The 17,617-nt window shown below is 45.1% G+C and carries 20 protein-coding genes; 8 read left to right on the forward strand and 12 right to left on the reverse strand.

From position 1 onward, the window contains the following. The first annotated feature begins 18 nt into the window (after positions 1-18). The 8 genes from HQ865_RS00765 (at position 19) to HQ865_RS00800 (ending at position 9,027) form a co-directional block, all read left to right on the forward strand. Positions 19-1,593, forward strand: coding sequence for a hypothetical protein (locus tag HQ865_RS00765; protein ID WP_173413052.1), 1,575 nt, complete (start codon positions 19-21; stop codon positions 1,591-1,593). Next, positions 1,580-2,644 carry an ABC transporter ATP-binding protein gene (locus HQ865_RS00770; protein ID WP_173413053.1) on the forward strand — a complete coding sequence of 355 codons (1,065 nt, stop codon included), beginning with the start codon at positions 1,580-1,582 and terminating at the stop codon, positions 2,642-2,644. The genes HQ865_RS00765 and HQ865_RS00770 overlap by 14 nt, the downstream gene beginning before the upstream one ends. Next, positions 2,628-3,683, forward strand: coding sequence for an S-adenosylmethionine decarboxylase (locus HQ865_RS00775; protein WP_173413054.1), 1,056 nt, complete (start codon positions 2,628-2,630; stop codon positions 3,681-3,683). Before HQ865_RS00770 ends, HQ865_RS00775 begins: the two co-directional genes overlap by 17 nt. Before the next feature lie 2 nt (positions 3,684-3,685). Then, positions 3,686-5,008, forward strand: a complete 1,323-nt coding sequence (locus HQ865_RS00780; protein WP_173413055.1) for a hypothetical protein — start codon at positions 3,686-3,688, stop codon at positions 5,006-5,008. After that, a complete protein-coding gene (locus tag HQ865_RS00785; RefSeq protein ID WP_173413056.1) occupies positions 4,998-5,708 on the forward strand; it encodes a DNA-binding transcriptional response regulator in 711 nt (236 codons plus the stop codon). Before HQ865_RS00780 ends, HQ865_RS00785 begins: the two co-directional genes overlap by 11 nt. A gap of 152 nt (positions 5,709-5,860) precedes the next feature. Next, the gene (locus HQ865_RS00790; RefSeq protein ID WP_173413057.1) at positions 5,861-6,043 is read left to right on the forward strand and encodes a hypothetical protein; all 183 of its coding nucleotides are present in this window, start codon (positions 5,861-5,863) and stop codon (positions 6,041-6,043) included. A 100-nt stretch (positions 6,044-6,143) separates the two neighbouring features. After that, the gene (locus tag HQ865_RS00795) at positions 6,144-8,156 is read left to right on the forward strand and encodes a hypothetical protein (RefSeq protein ID WP_173413058.1); all 2,013 of its coding nucleotides are present in this window, start codon (positions 6,144-6,146) and stop codon (positions 8,154-8,156) included. Positions 8,157-8,436: 280 nt separating this feature from the next. Then, positions 8,437-9,027 carry a hypothetical protein gene (locus tag HQ865_RS00800; RefSeq protein ID WP_173413059.1) on the forward strand — a complete coding sequence of 197 codons (591 nt, stop codon included), beginning with the start codon at positions 8,437-8,439 and terminating at the stop codon, positions 9,025-9,027. 56 nt (positions 9,028-9,083) lie between these two features. On the opposite strand, the gene HQ865_RS00805 is transcribed toward HQ865_RS00800, so the two are convergent. From HQ865_RS00805 to HQ865_RS00860, 12 genes are all read right to left on the reverse strand, one after another. Then, positions 9,084-9,527 carry a DUF1281 family ferredoxin-like fold protein gene (locus HQ865_RS00805; RefSeq protein WP_173413060.1) on the reverse strand — a complete coding sequence of 148 codons (444 nt, stop codon included), beginning with the start codon at positions 9,525-9,527 and terminating at the stop codon, positions 9,084-9,086. 133 nt (positions 9,528-9,660) lie between these two features. Continuing rightward, entirely contained in the window at positions 9,661-10,155 is a 495-nt protein-coding gene (locus tag HQ865_RS00810; protein ID WP_173413061.1) for a DUF1281 family ferredoxin-like fold protein, read from the reverse strand. Between the two features lie 63 nt (positions 10,156-10,218). Further along, positions 10,219-10,446, reverse strand: a complete 228-nt coding sequence (locus HQ865_RS00815) for a hypothetical protein (RefSeq protein ID WP_173413062.1) — start codon at positions 10,444-10,446, stop codon at positions 10,219-10,221. A 123-nt stretch (positions 10,447-10,569) separates the two neighbouring features. After that, positions 10,570-10,959, reverse strand: a complete 390-nt coding sequence (locus HQ865_RS00820) for a PH domain-containing protein (protein ID WP_173413063.1) — start codon at positions 10,957-10,959, stop codon at positions 10,570-10,572. A 99-nt stretch (positions 10,960-11,058) separates the two neighbouring features. Further along, complete coding sequence (locus HQ865_RS00825) at positions 11,059-11,691, reverse strand: hypothetical protein (RefSeq protein WP_173413064.1); 633 nt, start codon at positions 11,689-11,691, stop codon at positions 11,059-11,061. Beyond that, positions 11,691-12,473 carry a DUF4099 domain-containing protein gene (locus HQ865_RS00830; RefSeq protein WP_173413065.1) on the reverse strand — a complete coding sequence of 261 codons (783 nt, stop codon included), beginning with the start codon at positions 12,471-12,473 and terminating at the stop codon, positions 11,691-11,693. The genes HQ865_RS00825 and HQ865_RS00830 overlap by 1 nt, the downstream gene beginning before the upstream one ends. Positions 12,474-12,478: 5 nt before the next feature. Further along, a complete protein-coding gene (locus HQ865_RS00835) occupies positions 12,479-13,735 on the reverse strand; it encodes a zincin-like metallopeptidase domain-containing protein (RefSeq protein ID WP_173413066.1) in 1,257 nt (418 codons plus the stop codon). A gap of 13 nt (positions 13,736-13,748) precedes the next feature. Beyond that, complete coding sequence (locus tag HQ865_RS00840) at positions 13,749-14,177, reverse strand: M23 family metallopeptidase (protein WP_173413067.1); 429 nt, start codon at positions 14,175-14,177, stop codon at positions 13,749-13,751. Continuing rightward, on the reverse strand, positions 14,174-14,611 hold the full coding sequence (locus HQ865_RS00845; protein ID WP_173413068.1) for a hypothetical protein: 438 nt from the start codon (positions 14,609-14,611) through the stop codon (positions 14,174-14,176). The genes HQ865_RS00840 and HQ865_RS00845 overlap by 4 nt, the downstream gene beginning before the upstream one ends. A gap of 5 nt (positions 14,612-14,616) precedes the next feature. Next, positions 14,617-15,030 carry a hypothetical protein gene (locus tag HQ865_RS00850; protein ID WP_173413069.1) on the reverse strand — a complete coding sequence of 138 codons (414 nt, stop codon included), beginning with the start codon at positions 15,028-15,030 and terminating at the stop codon, positions 14,617-14,619. 30 nt (positions 15,031-15,060) lie between these two features. Beyond that, positions 15,061-17,082, reverse strand: a complete 2,022-nt coding sequence (locus HQ865_RS00855; protein ID WP_173413070.1) for a type IV secretion system DNA-binding domain-containing protein — start codon at positions 17,080-17,082, stop codon at positions 15,061-15,063. A gap of 73 nt (positions 17,083-17,155) precedes the next feature. Beyond that, a complete protein-coding gene (locus HQ865_RS00860; RefSeq protein ID WP_237073683.1) occupies positions 17,156-17,569 on the reverse strand; it encodes an RsmD family RNA methyltransferase in 414 nt (137 codons plus the stop codon). Positions 17,570-17,617 lie beyond the last annotated feature (48 nt).

The following is a 17,617-nucleotide window of genomic DNA, read 5'->3' on the forward strand; positions in this document are numbered from 1 at the left end:
AAAGCAGCACAGGAAATAGTGGGTAGATATCTATATAGGATTGGCGGAATTGCTTTAAGTGCGTTGTTCCTTTTTTATTTGCTGCCGTCATTCACAGGCATTGCGGAGGGACGGCTGGACCTGATCAGCAAAAACCCTGAGGGCGTCAGCGCCTTCATTAAAAGCTTCAATTTTGCATGCCTGGCTTCGCTGTTCAACGTAGGTCTCAGCTTATTCCTGGCCTTGGGCCTGACAAAGGTCGCGATCAGTTCGACAGCGGGCAAATGGCTGAATCTGCTGATCGTGCCGGTGATGTTGGGGAATGTCTCCATCGCTTTTATCGGTAAGATCATCTTTTCTGATCTGGCTTTCTTTCAGCAAGGCAGTACGGTAAAGTTCCTGACCTTGACACTGCTCCAGTTCTATCAGTACGGCACGCTTTACACCTACCTGTTCTGGCTCATTATTCAAAACCTTCCGCGTCCCCCGATAGCTTACGTGGAAGGAATACGGCTTACTGCCGCAGAAAAAATAAAAGACATTTTTCTGCCGGCCTGTAAAGACCTGGCTATACTTCTTTTCGTGCTCAATTTTATTCTTTCATTTTACGAAGACGCCAAGTTTCAACTGATATTCAAAGCTTCGATTGGTACTAATACAGAGTTGATCAGCCAGTGGCTTATCCGCACATACACTTCCAACGCCTTATACAGTCCGGTGTTCGCGAATAATCAGGTGCTTGCCTTATGCTTGATCGCGCTCGGGGCTGCTGCGATTGCTATAGTCGCCGTTTCCGTGATTTACACATGGTTATACGAAAGACTCCTTACACGCAGGCGCCTGTTCCTGATAAATGTTCAGACGTTTGCCGGTAAAGTTTATCCGACCGTATTGCTTTTACTTGTGACCCTTCCTTTGGTTTACGCCATCGGGCGAACCATTGTCAACTTTCAATTTGACTTTCAGACCCTTATCAGCCCGTTGCTATTCACCACACTAGCGGCTATTTTCGGCGTGGCGTTTTCCGTTGTGCTGAGTATCTGTTTAAGATTAGGCTGGAAACGCACACTCGCATCCTTTAACAGGCGTTCGCTGGTCTTTTTCTTACTTTTATTTGCAATGCAGCTCATCCCTCCGGTCGCCATTTATCTAACGGGCTTCCAATGGCTTCGGCTGGCTGGCTATAGCAGCGAATGGAACCTGAAATTGTTATGGCTGACCGGACATGCCATCCTGACCATCCCGCTGATTTCCGGTTTTATTTTGGTGACGCATTTCCGGACAAGTAATAACGAACTTAGCTATATGGAAGCGCACCGGTTGCCTTTTAACAAGATCGTTACTGATTGTTTTCTTAAGCGTTACCTGGCAGAGTATCTCCTCACATTTCTGATATCTTTTTCCCTAATCTGGAATGAGTCGATCATTAATAATCTATTTTCCGATTTCATTCCTTCTTTTGTAAGCGAAATGAAAATGAATATCGAGGGTAGGGCCGCAGACTACGCCAGGGGCGTAAATTATTTATTGGTTTCACTAATGATCGCCGCTGCCGCTGTGCTGCTTTGGCGGTCCATTCTAAAGAAAATAGATCCGCACCATGAAATCACTTAAGTTTGACCGGGTGACTTTCGGCTATGATAAACGAAAGTTGTTATTTAACGATACCGTTTTTGAAATAAACGCCGATACAGTTGCCAAGGGACATATCGTGGCTTTAATGGGTGCCAGCGGTACCGGTAAATCCACGTTGTTTAAACTAGTCCTGGGTACCGAAAAACCACTATCCGGTAAGATCAGTTTCCAGGGCGAAAATGATGTGATCGCATACCTCCCCCAGGAGCCCGTCCTTTTTGAGCACCTGTCCCCGGCGCGCAATGCTTTGTACTTCCAAAACACTGCACGCTATGGCAAACATTTTAACCAACAGTTGTTTGACGAGCTCGTCGTATCGCTCGGTATGGGTGAAGTCCTCGCTGGTGCGGGTTCTGTCAGCGATCTCAGCGGCGGGCAGCGGCAGCGCCTTTCTTTATTACGTGCACTGTCCATTAACCCGTCATTGCTGCTTTTGGATGAACCTACCAACGGTTTGGATGCAGAGATCAAGATGAATTTTTTAAGCAAACTTCGGGAAATAACGGATCAGTATGGCCTGCTCGTTATCTACATCAGTCACCACAAGCTGGAAGCAGAAACTATTGCCGACGAAGTACTTTTTCTACACAGTGAAGCAGATACTACCTTGGAGAACCAGGTTTACCAAGGCAGCATACTTGATTTTATACAATCACCGCCGCTGTTGGATGCCCTTAAAGTTTTTCAGTATCCCCATCCCAATATTTTGCTGCTGGAAAAAAATGGCCCTCTGCTTACACCGGTGCGCACTGGGGGTGCAGGCGCCAATTACTATATAGGCTTGAAGGATGAACATATCCGCATTTCGGATGAAGGCTGGGCTTATGAGATGGTTTCCGGCAATCCGGTACATAATGTGATCCGATTATCGGAAAGCGGCCAGTTACTTACCCTAAGCACTAAACTTTTTGAAAATACAATGTCCAATAAAATAATGATCTATGGCAGTTTTAATGCCTATGATCTTAATGGAAAATTAATAAGAACAATTCAAATAAAGCACAATACGGAAGATGAACGATATGCGTGAGAACGATATAGCCGTGCCGGCCTACGAGCAACGGAGTACCCAATTTATGAATACAGAATTTTATGTTGACCCGAGGGTATATGTACCGAACGCGGAGACCGAATTAATGATGGCTTTTGTCCTGGAGCATATTGAAAAAAACGATCTGGGGCAGGGCACCTTTGTAGACGTCGGCACCGGCTGTGGCTGCAATGCCATTACGGTTGCTAAACGATTCCCCGGGTCCAGGATCATCGCAACAGATATATCCCCGGAAGCACTGGAAGTAGCCCGGTATAACGCCGAAAGGTATGGCATTACCAATATTACTTTTGTACAAACTGATTTGGTTGCAGGTGTTAACGAAGTACCCGACCTCCTATTTGGGAACCTGCCCTGGGGCGATGACGACCATTTATTGCAGACCAATACTAAAGAAGGTTTGGCGCTGATGCCCGACATTGCCGTCTTTGCCCCTGATGGTATTGTAGGGGCTTATGTAAGGCTCGCCGAGCAGATCCTTCAGAAGAACTGGACAACGACTTTGATCGCGGAAACCGGGATGCTTGGTATCGATATTTTAGAAGAGAACCTTTCCAATGCCTATACCTGGAAGCGGGTGCAACTCGATAGTCAGTTATTTGATTATTCTGTTACCGTATTCAAGTTCGAGGAAACAAAAAAAGGGCAGTTGGTACATCACCATTTGATCTACCAGGCGACCGTCAACCGGCCTGACCTGAACGTTGAATCAGGCGAAACCCTGATCCGTTTCCTGAAAGATATAGTAGAAGAAATTGGCGTTAAGATACTGATTGCGCCGCAGGTGGCCTTTAGCCACCAGAAAGCCTGGACCGGTATCGTAGGTATTATTACGTCCCATATTTCATTTCATTACTGGACAGTGGAAAGCTACCTGCAGCTCGATGTGTACAGTTGTAAGCCTTATGATGTAGAACATATTGTTGCATATCTCAACAAGTATTGGAAAGCCAGCGGTTCGAAGAGTATCTTTTTGGAAAGGGAGGTAGACCGGGACTTTATGATTAAGTATATTTGATCATGATATTATACGGCGAAAGGACCAGCGCTACTGCAACATCCCTGATCATTGATTTCTTTAACAGATGGAAGGGGGATGCGCCGTACATCATGAAAACAATAACTGCCATTTATAAAAAAAATGACCAGATATTCAATGACCTATCCAGATATCCCATTGACGCCCCCTTTCGCCCATACTATGATGAGTTGACCAAGTATGCTGGCGAATATCAATTAGATGATTTATTTTTTAATCCGGATGGATCAATCGGGGAAGGATATTATTATTTTCAGTTTGCTTATGACGCACGGCTGAATAAGTTCCTGGTCAGTGAAAGCCCGGCAGAAATCAGTCGCGCTCAGCAGGAGCGTTATATACCAATGTTATACAGCATGGTGACTGATGCCAAGATAGATTGGCAAGAAGCCAAGTATGAAACAATTGAAGTGGGCCAAAGCTATGCGGATGAAAAACAGATATTGCTTGTATTCGGAGAAGCCAGCTCACAAACGCTGCAATTTAGTTGGCTGGCCACCTTTGAATTAATAAGCCAGCTTAAAAATGTCAAAGTTTTAGCCGAAGAAATCAGTGCCCGCAAAGAGATACTGATCAATGCAGTACAAGGGGTTTTGTTCAGTCAACTCGATGACGTAATCATTGAAATTTTGCGGGCCAAAGATCAGCTTGCACATACACGTGAGCTGATTAAGGACCATAAACATACCTTGAAGAATTTTGGTTTCAGGGGTGTCATGGCGAGTTTGTATCATTCCATCAAAGAAAAACGCTTTACAGAAGCGCTGGAAGATTATACACGCGTGGAGAATCTGTCCATTTTGCGAGATTATGCAACGGATATACTGTACAATTTCGATGCTGATGCAGGTGAATTATTGCTGAAACAGCACGGCTTCGATACCTTTACGAGCATTCTCAATCTCATCCATAGCGCGACGCAATTGGCAGGTGAAAAAAGGATCATTTATTCGGAGGAGGTTGAACAACATCCTCTCAATCATATTAAAACTGAGAATATCCCAAGCCTATTTACAGTGTTGCTGAACCTTTATTCTAACAGCAGGAATAAAGGAAAATCAGATTATTTAGTTAACCTTGAGATAGTTGATGAAAATAAATTAATGATTATATTTACCAATGCCGGCGAAATGCAGGAGAAATACCGTGACTTTTTCCTCAGCAGCTCAGCAATGAGCGGCCTGAAGGGTGAGGGTATTTCTTTTATTAAATCGGCTTTGAGTACTTTAAAGCATATCCAAAGGGCATGTGAAACCCGGGATGGCAGAACCATTATCACATTAACCGTTGATCATGAAACCTAAACCAATCCTAATTATTGACGACAAACTTTCTGAAGTTACAGAGGAAATCGCTGACCCTCTTAAGCGACTCGGCTATCAGGTTGAACTAATAGAAAACCCTGAGACCGGCCTTAAAGTCGCCAGTCACCGCTATTTGGCCATTTTTATTGATTTCCGGTTTAGTGACGAACATACGATTAACGGCGCAGATGTATGTTATCGCATCAACGATGTTTATCCATTGTTACCCCTTGTACTATTAACAGCCTATGGAAAAGACCATATTGATGATTTTTTAAATGCTCCATGGAATTCGTATTGTGAAAAAGGTAAGTTGGCCTTGCGTCCAAGTCTTCAGGATGCATATGTTAATGAGTGTTTAGTAAAAGCGATCAACCACGCTGCCAATATTGTAAAATTTGATATAAACCAGGAAAGGGCGAATACTATTCAAGCCTATAAAGACCTGTTATCGAAGTTAAATCAGTTTTTCGTTGATGATCCAAAGGCAGCCCTTTACGACAATGCATATATTGCCAAGGTCATTAATGCTGGTACAAGGTCAAACCTTGTCGAAAAGTTCCAGATTAAAGAAAGCGGCAATATCACCAAAAGAAGTTTACTGGTCAGACACATTTTGGTTGACAACGAAGCGGAATGGGAAGAAGCAAGAAAACATTTCTCTCCTCTTAAAGCGTTGATAGAATATTATAGTATCTGACGCTAGCAGACTGTCAGCTTACATGTAAATAAACTTGTTCACTTGCGCGTAAGTCGCGCTGTAATCCGACGATAATGTATTGAAAATCAAATACTTATTATTGCATAATTAGTCTATAGTGATTTCCTTTGTCATAACAATTCAGCGACGTTATGAAAAGGAAACTTACTCCAATTACAGATCCGGCAAATAGCAAAACAGCTCACCCAAAAGCTGTTGCCAGCGACACTAATAACCCTGAAATCAATATCCTGCAGTTTACCGCAGTTTCTGCTGCGCGCCATTTAAAGATCAGCCAGATACTGGCCAACTGGTCTCAAAAATCTCCGCCCTAATGACTGATCCACACCGCAGGTTAAAGCTTTCAATAAACTCAGCTTATGTCGCTACGGCTGATAAAATAATGTAGAGACATTATTAAAAATAAAAACATCAATGAGAACTAAATTTTATCCGTTTGCCCGATTTGCAATACGCAGAAGGGCAAACCATCCCAGGGTTATGGAGGCCCTTCAAGCCGAAAGAAAAACCTATCATAATGACAACATCCAGACTTCGTATAAAAGGAAGTCGATCAAATTGAATCGTTATGGTGAAGAATTGGAAACAAGGATTTCAAAAAATGATGAGCATTTGATCAGCACTGATAAATGGGGAATTGAACGCAATTATGAGGCTCCTATTTTAAAACCCAACGAAGTGGCAACTGCAAGTAGGGACAGGTACAGTTGGACGGTAGTCACTTTTATTTTATTAATATTTGACAGCTATTTTGCGTCAATGATTGTACCGTACATATTGCCTATAAGCCAACTATGGCTCAAATTTATTTTAGGTGCCTGTATCGCTATATTAATTATTTTGTGCTGCGAAGCAGGTTTTAAAAATCTGGCGCTTTATTTTGAAGGTCGCTTATTATTGAAAAAGGGCGAACTGTCCGAAGATGATAAACCAAGAGTGATTAAAAGATTAGTAGTGGCTATTGGATTTATCACTGCGGGCGTTTTTGCCACTTTTACAATAGCAATGGTTAGGCTTATTTTCTTAGAGGCAGTTGATGTAGCAGTTAATAACCATTCAGCTATAATCAATCAATTGAATTCAAAACTTAATTCAGGATCAAAATATGCTGCTGCTGCCACGTTTGTATTGGCATTTATCGTAATAGGGCTATTCGCTTTTTATAGCCTTCAAAAAAACAAATATGCCACCCGATATAAACTGTACAAAAAATATCACAAAAATGCGAGAAGAATTAACAAATTAATTAACCGCATTAATAAAATTAATTCAATGTTTTGGCACACTGTTAAAGATAATCTTGAAGCTGCCTGGTCATTAATGCTTCATATCCGGCGTATATTGAAACGGACTGTAGATGAAGAAAATAAAGCCAAAGAGGCCGAATTTCACACAGTATCAGCGCGTGATGATTTTGAGATTAACGATAACGTTTACCGGCAATTTGAAAAAGTAGCATGCTGCAACAGGGAACTTTTTCTTTACGGAATTGATGAATCAAAAGAAGTACGAGCAATTAAACTTTCGTGGAATACAATGATGATAAAGATTAATACCATGATCGAACTTTACAAAAGTACACACCAATACAATTCAAAACCTATCAAGAAAGCGGTATCAGTTCCAAATGGGGTAAATGCGGTAATATTGGTTTTAGGGCTTTTGTTTTTTGCTTCATGTAATAATTCACCTAAAAGCATTAATATGGTGGCCTTTGTTGATTTAAGTTCCTCAATAAATAGTGATGTTAAAGATTATTATTTGAAAATAATCAGATCCTTGTTAGATGACCTTACACCAGGCAGTAGTTTAAAGGTACTTCCGTTGGATGGGAGTACCGAAAAAGGCAGTACTGAATTTATAAACGTTAGCATTCCGCCAAAAAGCACGTTCGAAAATGAATTAGATCCTCCAAGTCAAAAACTTTCACTTGAAAAGATGAGGTTTGAAGCTTTTAAGGACTCAGTTATTAAAGTGGTTGATGTAGGTATCAAGGCCATTTCTCCATCAAGCAGGAACGTAGCAGATCGGCTGGAAACTGATGTGCTTGGCGCTTTTCGCTTGTTAAGCAAATACCAGGATACAAGCAGTAAAACTACAAAGAATACAGTTTTGTTCCTGTCCGATATGTTAAATTGTAACAGAGAACTGGATATTGAGCATCATAGCTATAATGAAGAAAAGCAACAATTAATTATTGCCAAAATAAAAAAGGAAGACCTTTCAACATGGCAGGTGTTTGTTCTGACAGGTCAATCCAAAGTTACGTCGGTTAAATATTTGTCGACTAAACAGTTTTGGAGTGATTATTTAGAACAAAGTAAGAATAAAGGATTAATATACGAATCGGGTGCAACATCTTTAATTTTCAGTAAAATCAAAGAATTAACCAAACCTGATCCAGATAAGTTTTCATTTTTAAATTAACACTTCCTTCTATTTGATGTTAAATATCTACTCAATATTAATGGGGGCGGTGCGTGGTCATCGCCCTCGTTATTTTATAATGAAAGCTGGCTGTTTAATCGCAATCGTATTGTAGAGATATGCAGGATATGTCCGTATAGGCCACTGATTATCATTTCGCGCATGAACTTAGGGTTTTGTTGTTGACCGCTTCGGCTGGAGACGGCATCTTGAAGCCAGCAGAAGCACAATAATTTCCTGACGTTTGTTTATCTTGCGTCGTGTAAACAGAAAAAGAACGATGCTCAACAACCCCGCTTTAATAAAAATTACCAGGGATAATGGCCTACTGGAAACGGTCGATATCTTCCCGGTTTACCGGAAGGAAGGGGAATTGTATGTGGCTACGCAGGCTTTTCGTTTGTATGAGGGCTACCCGGCTGAAGAAGTTGAAGACTTTGAGGAAAGATCGGAACGTTACCTGGAATACGTAGAACTGGAGGGTGAAGCCAATCCCGGCTTTTTGGGCGAACTGCACTTCCAGGGCACAACCGTATACGAATGGAAGTATACCGGGCAGCACCTGAGCGAGGCAGAAGTTTTACAAGTGGTTGATTTGTTGCAGGATAACCAGCCAGTGTTCCTATCCGGTAATGATCCTGATACAGCGCTATCCTTTACCTATGACCGGTTCCATGAACGCAAATATGTCCAGCTCATGGCCGATGAAGATCGCTTCCTGGTTTTCATTAATGGCGGTTTTTCCGCCGAGATCGAGCGGACGGAGACGGAATGGGAAATCACCAGCGGGGATATTGCTGATAACCGGCTTGAAAGGGAGATCATGAGCCGGATCAAAGTTATACAACCTAAACGGCCGAAGCGGGAATAGAGTGTTTATGACCCAGATGGTAACGTAGGGATCGATGGGAACGAATGATAAGTAAGCTACCGGTTGTAACCCTGTCGGGCATGTTTTTCCAGCAATAATTGTTGTTCCTCGCGCATGGCAGCTAACTCGGTGTCGTCCTGCAGATCTACTTCTGCCCAGGCCAGGCGATAAATTGTTTTCAGTTCATTATTTTGGTAGATGGCTTCTCCGTACATGCCGTTGGTCATTTCATCGAAGCGGCTAATAAAATCGACCTCGTAACGTTCGGCGAAAGCTACCAGCAGGTCAAGGTTCGGTTGCCAGCGGCTCTCATAATTGATCCAATCTTCATTAAAGCAAATATCCAGCATGTGGCCCTTGTCGCCGGAGACAAAATTAGGTAGGTGATATCGGTGCGTCCGCTGCTGCTCCCTTTCAATATTGGCGAAAACTTCTTTTATTTCAGCTACAGTGGCCGCATCGCCCAGGAAAAGCACGCTGTTGGAACAATAATTGGCCATGGGAATCAAGAAAAAAATAAAAGCCCCAATGCACTCGCTGCCCGGGGCCTTAAACCTAAACCTTATCACAATGCAGACGAGGTGTCCGCTTATAATGGTGCAAAAATAAGCAAAAATTACTTTAAATGGATGATTATCGCAGCCGCTGGTAAATGTCCGTGTCGCTTTTTTGCGCTATTTTCTGATCAAGGATATGATCCAGCAGGTCGCCTTCATATTCGAAGACTTGCTCACCATAGGGATAGTCTCTCTTTTGCGGGTCGTAGCAAATGGCCGCGCGCAGTTCTTCCTGGTCAAGGTCGGTGATGGTTAGCATATAAAAGTCATAACGTGCTTCGCCATACAGCCCGTCGCCTATTTCCATATAACGATTAACAAAAGCCGCATCATAATGATCGGCGATCTCGGCCAGTAAACTGATATTGGGTGATGAGCGGGTGGTAAAAGTAATGCAGCCGGGTTCCAATACTATGTCCCGCATAAAGCCCTCGCTGACGGCAAAGTCCGGCAGATGGTAACGGCCATCCACCTCCTGTTTCTGCTGGATATCCGTAAACAGATCTCGGATCATCCCCAGCCTGTCCTCCGCCGCGAAGAACACCACGCTGTTAGCGCACCAGTTAGGCATATACCCTAAAATTTGGAGGAAACAAAAAACCCGCTGGGGGCAGCGGGTCGGTTAATTATCTTTTCAGCGTGCTTGCTTACGCGGTTGGTGACGCATATAATCCTGGAACTGGCGCTCCATGTCGCGGCGCTCATCATTTTTTTTCATGCGGCGATAAACACCCCAAACGAACAGCGCCCAAACGCCAAAGCCAACGGCATACAGCAGGAAGGGTGTTTTTGAATACAGGGCACCCATAAAGGCACCGGTAGAAATGAAACAGGTAAAAACCAAATAAACAAACGTTTTCATTACAGTAAAATGATCGGATTTCCTTGCTAAGCAACCTCGGGCAAATTGGTTAAAATGCCCTCATGTTTTATACCTAAAGATACTAAATTTATTAGTTATTAGAAAGGATTTTAACAATAAAGTTTAATTGAGCTCATAAATTTTATTGTTCAGCCTAGCCTGTTGTACGTAGCCGCGCAGGGTGTCTACGAGGTCTGAAGCCGGAATACCGCGCAGCCAGATCACCGGGTTTTCCGGGTCAGTACTTTTTAGCGTCAGGTTCATCAGTCCGCAAACCTGTAATAAAAACGGCTGCGTTAAAATGTAATCTTTCACACGATATAGCTCAACCTGGTCGGTGCGTTTAAAAAAGATTCCCCGCCTGATGCGGATGATCTCCGGCGTGATGGTATAACAAACGCAGCGGATAAACCAAAAACGGTACAGCCCGAAAGCTGCCGACAATAAACTGATCCACACCAACCCCGGCAAGAAGCGCCAGGCCAGCAGCAGAAAGCCGAGACTGCACAGCATAAAAGCCATAACATGCACAAAGGCAAAACACGCGCAGGCCGGATCGTGATCACCTGCGGCTCATCAACAATATTTGATTCCATAAAATAAAATGATTAATCAGATCAAAAGCCCGGCGTCCGCCTTCAGCTCGTCAAAAAAAGTATTGTATACCTTCGGCTTATCGGCAGCCACGCCAAACCGCACACCCGCCGCGCGTTCAAAAGCTGCCAGGCTGAATTGTTCCTGGCTGAAAGAAAAATGGCGTTGCCGGAAACTAATTACAACCTGTTCGCCTTCGCCGGAATAAACCGACAAAGGCCAACCCTTGATGCCTGCGGCCAGCTTCAGATCAGCCATCCGCCCCAGCAGATCCCGCCCAAACAGGAGCCGGAAAGTTTTACCAGGCAAATGCGCCCTGATCCACAATACTTGTGCATCACTTACACCCGCCCCCAAAGCCAAAAACAATAAATTTTCGGTCTGCGGAAAAGCAGGCAGCTTTTTATTCAGCCAGGAAACCGCATCGAGTGCCGAAGCGGACAGGATAACCAGGCGGACTTGTGAAAATTGCAGGTTACATGCCAGCCAAAACGTGTCTGTTACCGGCACCTTATGAAAAGCAAAACCAAAATGTTCTGCTTCCGCGCCATAAGCAAAGACCAGGTTACCCAAAGCGTCCGAACTATAGAAAGGCCGGAAGAATAGTTGCACTTCCGGCCTTATGCCCAATCGGGTCAGGTAAGGATGCATCAGCGGCTGATCGTTTCGGAAATTTCCTCGTCTGTATCGTTTTCCGGCTTAAAGTCAGGTGCAGCCTGTTTCGCTTCCGCTTCGGAAAGCTTCTCCATCGCTTGATGAAAGTTCCTGCCGGGTTCCTTGTGCTGCGGCTTATTAAACAGCGCATTCAGCCCTTTGAACAATACATAAGAAACACCGCCGTCTATCAGTACCGAAGCGATCAGGGCCAAGCGGTCGGCACGTATCGCCTGCTTGTCTTTGGCGGAATACTGTATAATTGTGCCGTCTTCGGTTTCGACTTCTTTTCCTTTGCGGTAGTTTTTCTTTTGCTGCTGTGTCAGCGGGATGCCATTGATTTCATCAGGTGGAAAAATCTTCCCAGTATCGACGGTAATAAACTCATTGGTGTCCTTATCAAATTCGACCAGGACTTCGCGTTTATCGCCTTCGCCGTCGCTAATGGTTTTTACCACATTCACGGCTTCGCCTTTTTCCAGGCTTTCAATTTCGGCATCGGTCAGGTATTCCGGGCCTTCGGCAAATTTATAGATCGGGTGCGCTAAGAGTTCCACACTGCCATTTTCATTGCGGCGAAGCGATAGCTTCGCATCCAATGCCGGGATATGCAAACCCTGCTGTTCCAGGTTTTCGAGGCGCAGCATATCGGTTCGCCGTCCGGCCAGCAAAGCCGAAAGGTCGTCATCATCGATATGCAGGACGTTCCAATCCGCCAGCCCTAATTTTTGAAGTTGCTCCATCGGGAGTTCCTCTCTTTTAAATTGTTGTCTGATCATCGCTTTTATCGTTCTATCTGGTATTGTTCATCCAGGAATTGTTCAACGGCCTCGATTTCATGATAAGCGGCTTCTTCAGCAGAAGTACCCCGGTCAAGAGAAACTTCCTGCGAGTTGTTGCGCGCGTCCAATAGTTCACCAAACAGCGCATCTTTAGAACTCATTTTGAACTTGCGCTCACTGCCTAAATCCTGCATCTGGTAAACGTTGTTCTTTTGCGCCTTAATTACCTTAAACTCGGTGCCATTATGGGGGATGACCTCGCCTTCAGTGAGTTTGGTGGGATCAATCTTTGTGGTATCGACTCCGGATTCCGCTGCTTTTCCGGTTTCATTCCCATGCTCTGTCTGCACATTTTGGTCAGCTTCCAGTTTTTCTTCGATCTGCTGCTCAAAGCCAAGGATATGATCCACGATCTTTTGCGCATCTGATGCGGCTTTAAACAATTCGGAAGGCTCATCCTTCAGTATCTGTGCCCAGGAACTGACAAAGCCCTCGTGGTAATTCAGTTCATAGGGTAGGTTCAGTTCTTTGCTTAGCAGCAAAGAGGCCAGGTTCGTCCGCAATTCCTCACGGATCATCACAAATTCACCCGCTTCGCCTACCAGCGGACGGTTCAGCCGGTTCTCTGCTGCTGTCCAATGGGCCAGTTGGTGCAACGCTTCGGCATAATACTGTTCCGGGCTGGCAAATTGTTCCATATCCGGGATAATGATCGCATCTAACTGGCGGTCATAGAACATATCCTCGCCGCCATTTTCGATCACGGCTTTACTGTTATCCAGTATCGCCTGCGCACGTTCAGCGGGTAAAAGAATGTTTGGCTCCTTTTCCCATTTTTCGAGCTTGCGCATCTGCTCACCGTTAAAGAGCCAGGCATCGACCTGTTTGGGTTCGTCCAGCTTGATGCGCTCGGTACGCTGCTTGCCGTTCTCTTTTAAAACGGGCTGCCCTTCACCGTCCACCATTTTCTGGTATTCGTAATTGGACATAAACTGGATCAGTGTGCCAGTGGCACCTTTGACCACCGCCGTATGGTTACGGTTGGCCTGGTTGGAAGTGCCCCAGCGCGGGTCGTCCCGTTTCTGCATTAACAGGATAAGCGCTGACGGCCCGGCATAACGGTGGCCGCTTTCGATGTTGAACGGCAATGCCGAGTTTAAACTGTTGTTTGGGCGTTGAAAGATGGAAGTTCCAGCTTTCAGGTCCGCGATCATTTTTCCTGTGATCTGTTCGGACAGGGGTTTAAAAGGTGTACTCATGGTTTTTCCTTATTTAATTTGTTAATTGATTATTCATTAAGCCCCGCAGAAAATACAACGGGTTGACAGGTGCTTGTTTGTAGCTGACGCTGAAGTGTAAATGCTCACCGGTCACCCGACCGGATGAACCGGTAATACCTAATGGGGTACAGGAATTCACATAGTCTCCCGGCAATACAAAGACCTGCGATAAATGGCCATACAGTAAAATAAAGTCGCCGCTTGCCAGGCGGATATACACACCAGTCACCCGGTTATAGCCCACGAATGCAATTCTCCCTTGCATGACCGCAAAAACGGTATCATGACGCGCCCGCAGGTCGATACCGGAATGAAAGCACAATTGCCCGGTAACAGGATGGACGCGAAATCCGTAGCCTGATGTAAGCGATAAATGCCGCAATGGCAAAGCCAGCAAGCAGCAGTAAAATAATTTAATCATCGTCCGTATTGATTAGAAAAGTCCCGGGAAAGCTGGTTTTTTAAAATTTCGACACATAAGTGTTGAATTGCAGGATTGTCACGGGCAGTTTGCATGGCTTTGATCTTTTCGGTCACATCTCCATAGCGCACTAACAGTTCTACGCGTCGCAAAGCCATGAATTCATTTGAGGTTTTATCATGCACCAGGCTCGCGAGGTTGTTCTGTATTTGATCAGCGGACAAGAATGTAAACAAGGCATCCGTCGAAAAAAGCCCGGTCTTATCCCGGAAGTCCACATAAATATTATCAAGGGCAATGTCGGCTTCGCTAATCACGCCGACCTGGTTGCGTTTGCCCAAAGGATCAGCTATCAGCCCAGGATGCACAAATACCACCACGCCCCGCAGCTTATCGTTTGCGCCGGAAATTTTAAAGAAATCAAAATCGTTCATCACCTTCAGCGTCCTAAGCTATAATCCTGCTTCAATCCCAGTTCTTCTTCCAGCGAAGCCATGCTATATGCCAGTATCACAGGGTTATCGCGCGCAATTTCAATCGCTTGCCGGTGATCCTTCGTTAAGTTGGAGTTGGCCAGCATACCTACCCTCAGCAGGTCTTTAAAATCCTTCGTGGTCATTTTCAGGTGATCCTGCATGGTATCAAAATGGATACTGCCCGGCTTTTTTAAAACCAGCAATGCATCGGCTGAAAACAATTCCTGCCCATCGTTGCCGAAGCTGACGATGACGTTATCGTTTTCGATCTCTGCGGAGGCAATGATGCCGATCTGGTTCTTTTTTTCTGCGGGGTCGGTCAATAATTGAGGGTGTACCAGCACTAAGGTGCCGGAGAGTTCGTCGTGTTTGTTCATGGGAAAGTGTTTTAAAAATGGTCGGCGGTGTTATTTTGGTGGTGGTACCGGCTTCATGCTGCCTTTGGGCAGCACCTGTACCTGCGGGATCGGTTTGCGGAAGCTTTCGACAATGGTATCGACCTCGCTGTTAATGCGCATAAAGTTCTCCCGCAGAATTTCCTCTTTGCGCCCCCCGAAGTCATAATAGACGGGCAGGTCGCGATAACCAGCTTCTTCGGCGCTTAGTTCGGCAACGCTCAGATTCACTTTGCAGTTAATGGCCGATGTCTCAAACTTACCTGTATAGACTTCCTGCACATCGGCAGCGATCAGGCCCACCATCTCACCCGTATTGAGCGAAGCCATTTTACCTGCTGGTATGAGCGGCTCTAACTTTTCCTGTAAGGAAGTTGAGGTTTTATTACGGTCAATGGAGAGGCTTTCGCCGATCTGCTTATTTTTGCCAAACAACCGTTCAAGCCAGTCCAAAGTTTCTTTGTTCCTGACCGAACCAGCCAGCACATTGCCCACTACTGCGGTGATGGTAGCGGCGGTATCTTTTCCATAATGTTGATTGAACTGCGGCAGCTCCTGCAAACCCATCAAAATCGCCACCTTATTGCTCCTGGCAACCGCTAAAAGATTTTCGATCTTATAGGTGTATAAAGTTGGAATTTCGTCAATGATCAAAGCCGAGGGCAAATTGCCCTTGCTGTTGATCAGCTTAGTGAGCCGGTTCATGACCACCGAGTAACAAGCTGAGTTAATATTCTGTGTATTGGGGTCGTTTGCCAGTACCACGATACCCGGCGTTGCCTTGTCCGATATCTTCAAATTGAAATCATCCCCGGAAAAAACCCAAAAAGTTTCTTTCGTAGCCAAGCGGGATATAAAGATTTTCAGCGTACCAATCTGACCCTCCAATTGCGGAAAAGCTTTGGTGGCGTAAGCGCTTTTAAACGGTGACAACAAGGAGACCAGTTCCGGCTCAGAAAACAAAGTATTGAAAACATCCTCGTAAGAATGATTGAGAAAGGACAGTACATGCGGAAAGCTGGAATATTTGCCGCCAGCATGTTTAGAAAAGAAGTAAATGCAAGCAGCCAGAAAGTTGATAGCCGACTGCGTAAAGAATTGGTCGCTGCCGCCGGACTTATCGCCCTTTTTCATGGCTTCCACCAATCCTTCGGCACCCTCGGAAGCATCGGCCAGCGACCGCAGGTAATCGGCCCGCCAGGGATTGGTACGGCGACTGCGCGCCACATCGTTTAAGTTAATGACATGAAAATCATAACCCTTGCATTTACCCTGCTGTTTGGCTAACAGGTAATGGTAATAGGCGATCTTTCCCAAGTCGGGATATTTGTAATCGTAGACCACCGTACAAAAACCCTTGCCGATCATTTGCCGGATAAAGGGATTGACGATGCCAAAGGATTTACCTGAACCCGGCGTACCGATCAGGATGGTACCCCGAAAGGGATTGACGATATTGATCCAGCCAGCCCGCACTTTGTTCTTGTAATAGAACTGCATGGGGATATTCACTGAATAATCAGTAACGACCGGCTTTACCGGCTGCATAAAGCTTTCGCCTTCGACATTCCAGATATCCTTACCCAAACCGGAGCGGATCATCTTTGAAACGTTATCCATCGAAACGCTGGTCAGGATAGCCCCGAACAGGGAACCAAGCATATAGCCTAAGTTCCACCAGGTGGTATAGGCAAAAACTAAACTACTATCCCGGCCATATAAAAAGGCTCCGCCAAAAAATAGCAAAAGCCCCAAAGCCAGCGGGTAGAGGATATGCAGTTTCGGGTCAAGTTCCTGCTTCTTTTTTGCTAAGGTGCCGATGCTGACCAGGCAGATCAACAACAGGGTTGCCAATTTGCTGTACAGTAAATTGCTGTAAATGGCCACATGACTTAGTTTCTCAATAGGCCCATAAAAAAAGCCCCAGAACGGGGCTTGCTTATAAACAAAGATGGCGGCTTCAAGCGCAATGGACACATAGATGAGGCATTGCATAAAACCATGAAGCTTATGCTGCTCGTGGGTTTCTTCCATATAATTTGATTTTTAAAGGAAGTCAGGAGGGCTTGCGCCGTTCTTCCATAACAAAAATTGAAAACAGTAAAATTCAAGGGCCAAAGCGTTCGATACTTGCAATCGTATCATGGATCGCGCCGCCGTGGCTGAACAAGGCAATGCGCTCCAAGGAAAATTTCCGGCCTGCACCCATCACGATAGAGTGGTAACCAAAGGTGATTACGATACCGCCCGGCGACAGGCAACGCGGTATTTCGTCCTTCAGTTGCCGGAACGGGCTACAGATATTGCCTTTATACAGCTCCATGCTTTTCCTTATTGAGTAGGGAGGGTCAAGCAAAATCGTATTAAACCTAACACCTGACCAGCTTCGCAATAGTGCTAAAGCATCGAGGTGATAATCGGCAGGCATGGCCGGGTCAAGGTCATTGCGCACCTCGTTCACATTAAGCAAAGTCGGGCCTGCAAACAAGTTGAGTACCTGGCCTTCACAACGCTTTTCCACCCATTGCCTGACCGGCTTAACGGAAAAGGTATAGCGGTGCAACGGACA

This window comes from Mucilaginibacter mali, from assembly GCF_013283875.1.
Lineage (GTDB): Bacteria > Bacteroidota > Bacteroidia > Sphingobacteriales > Sphingobacteriaceae > Mucilaginibacter > Mucilaginibacter mali.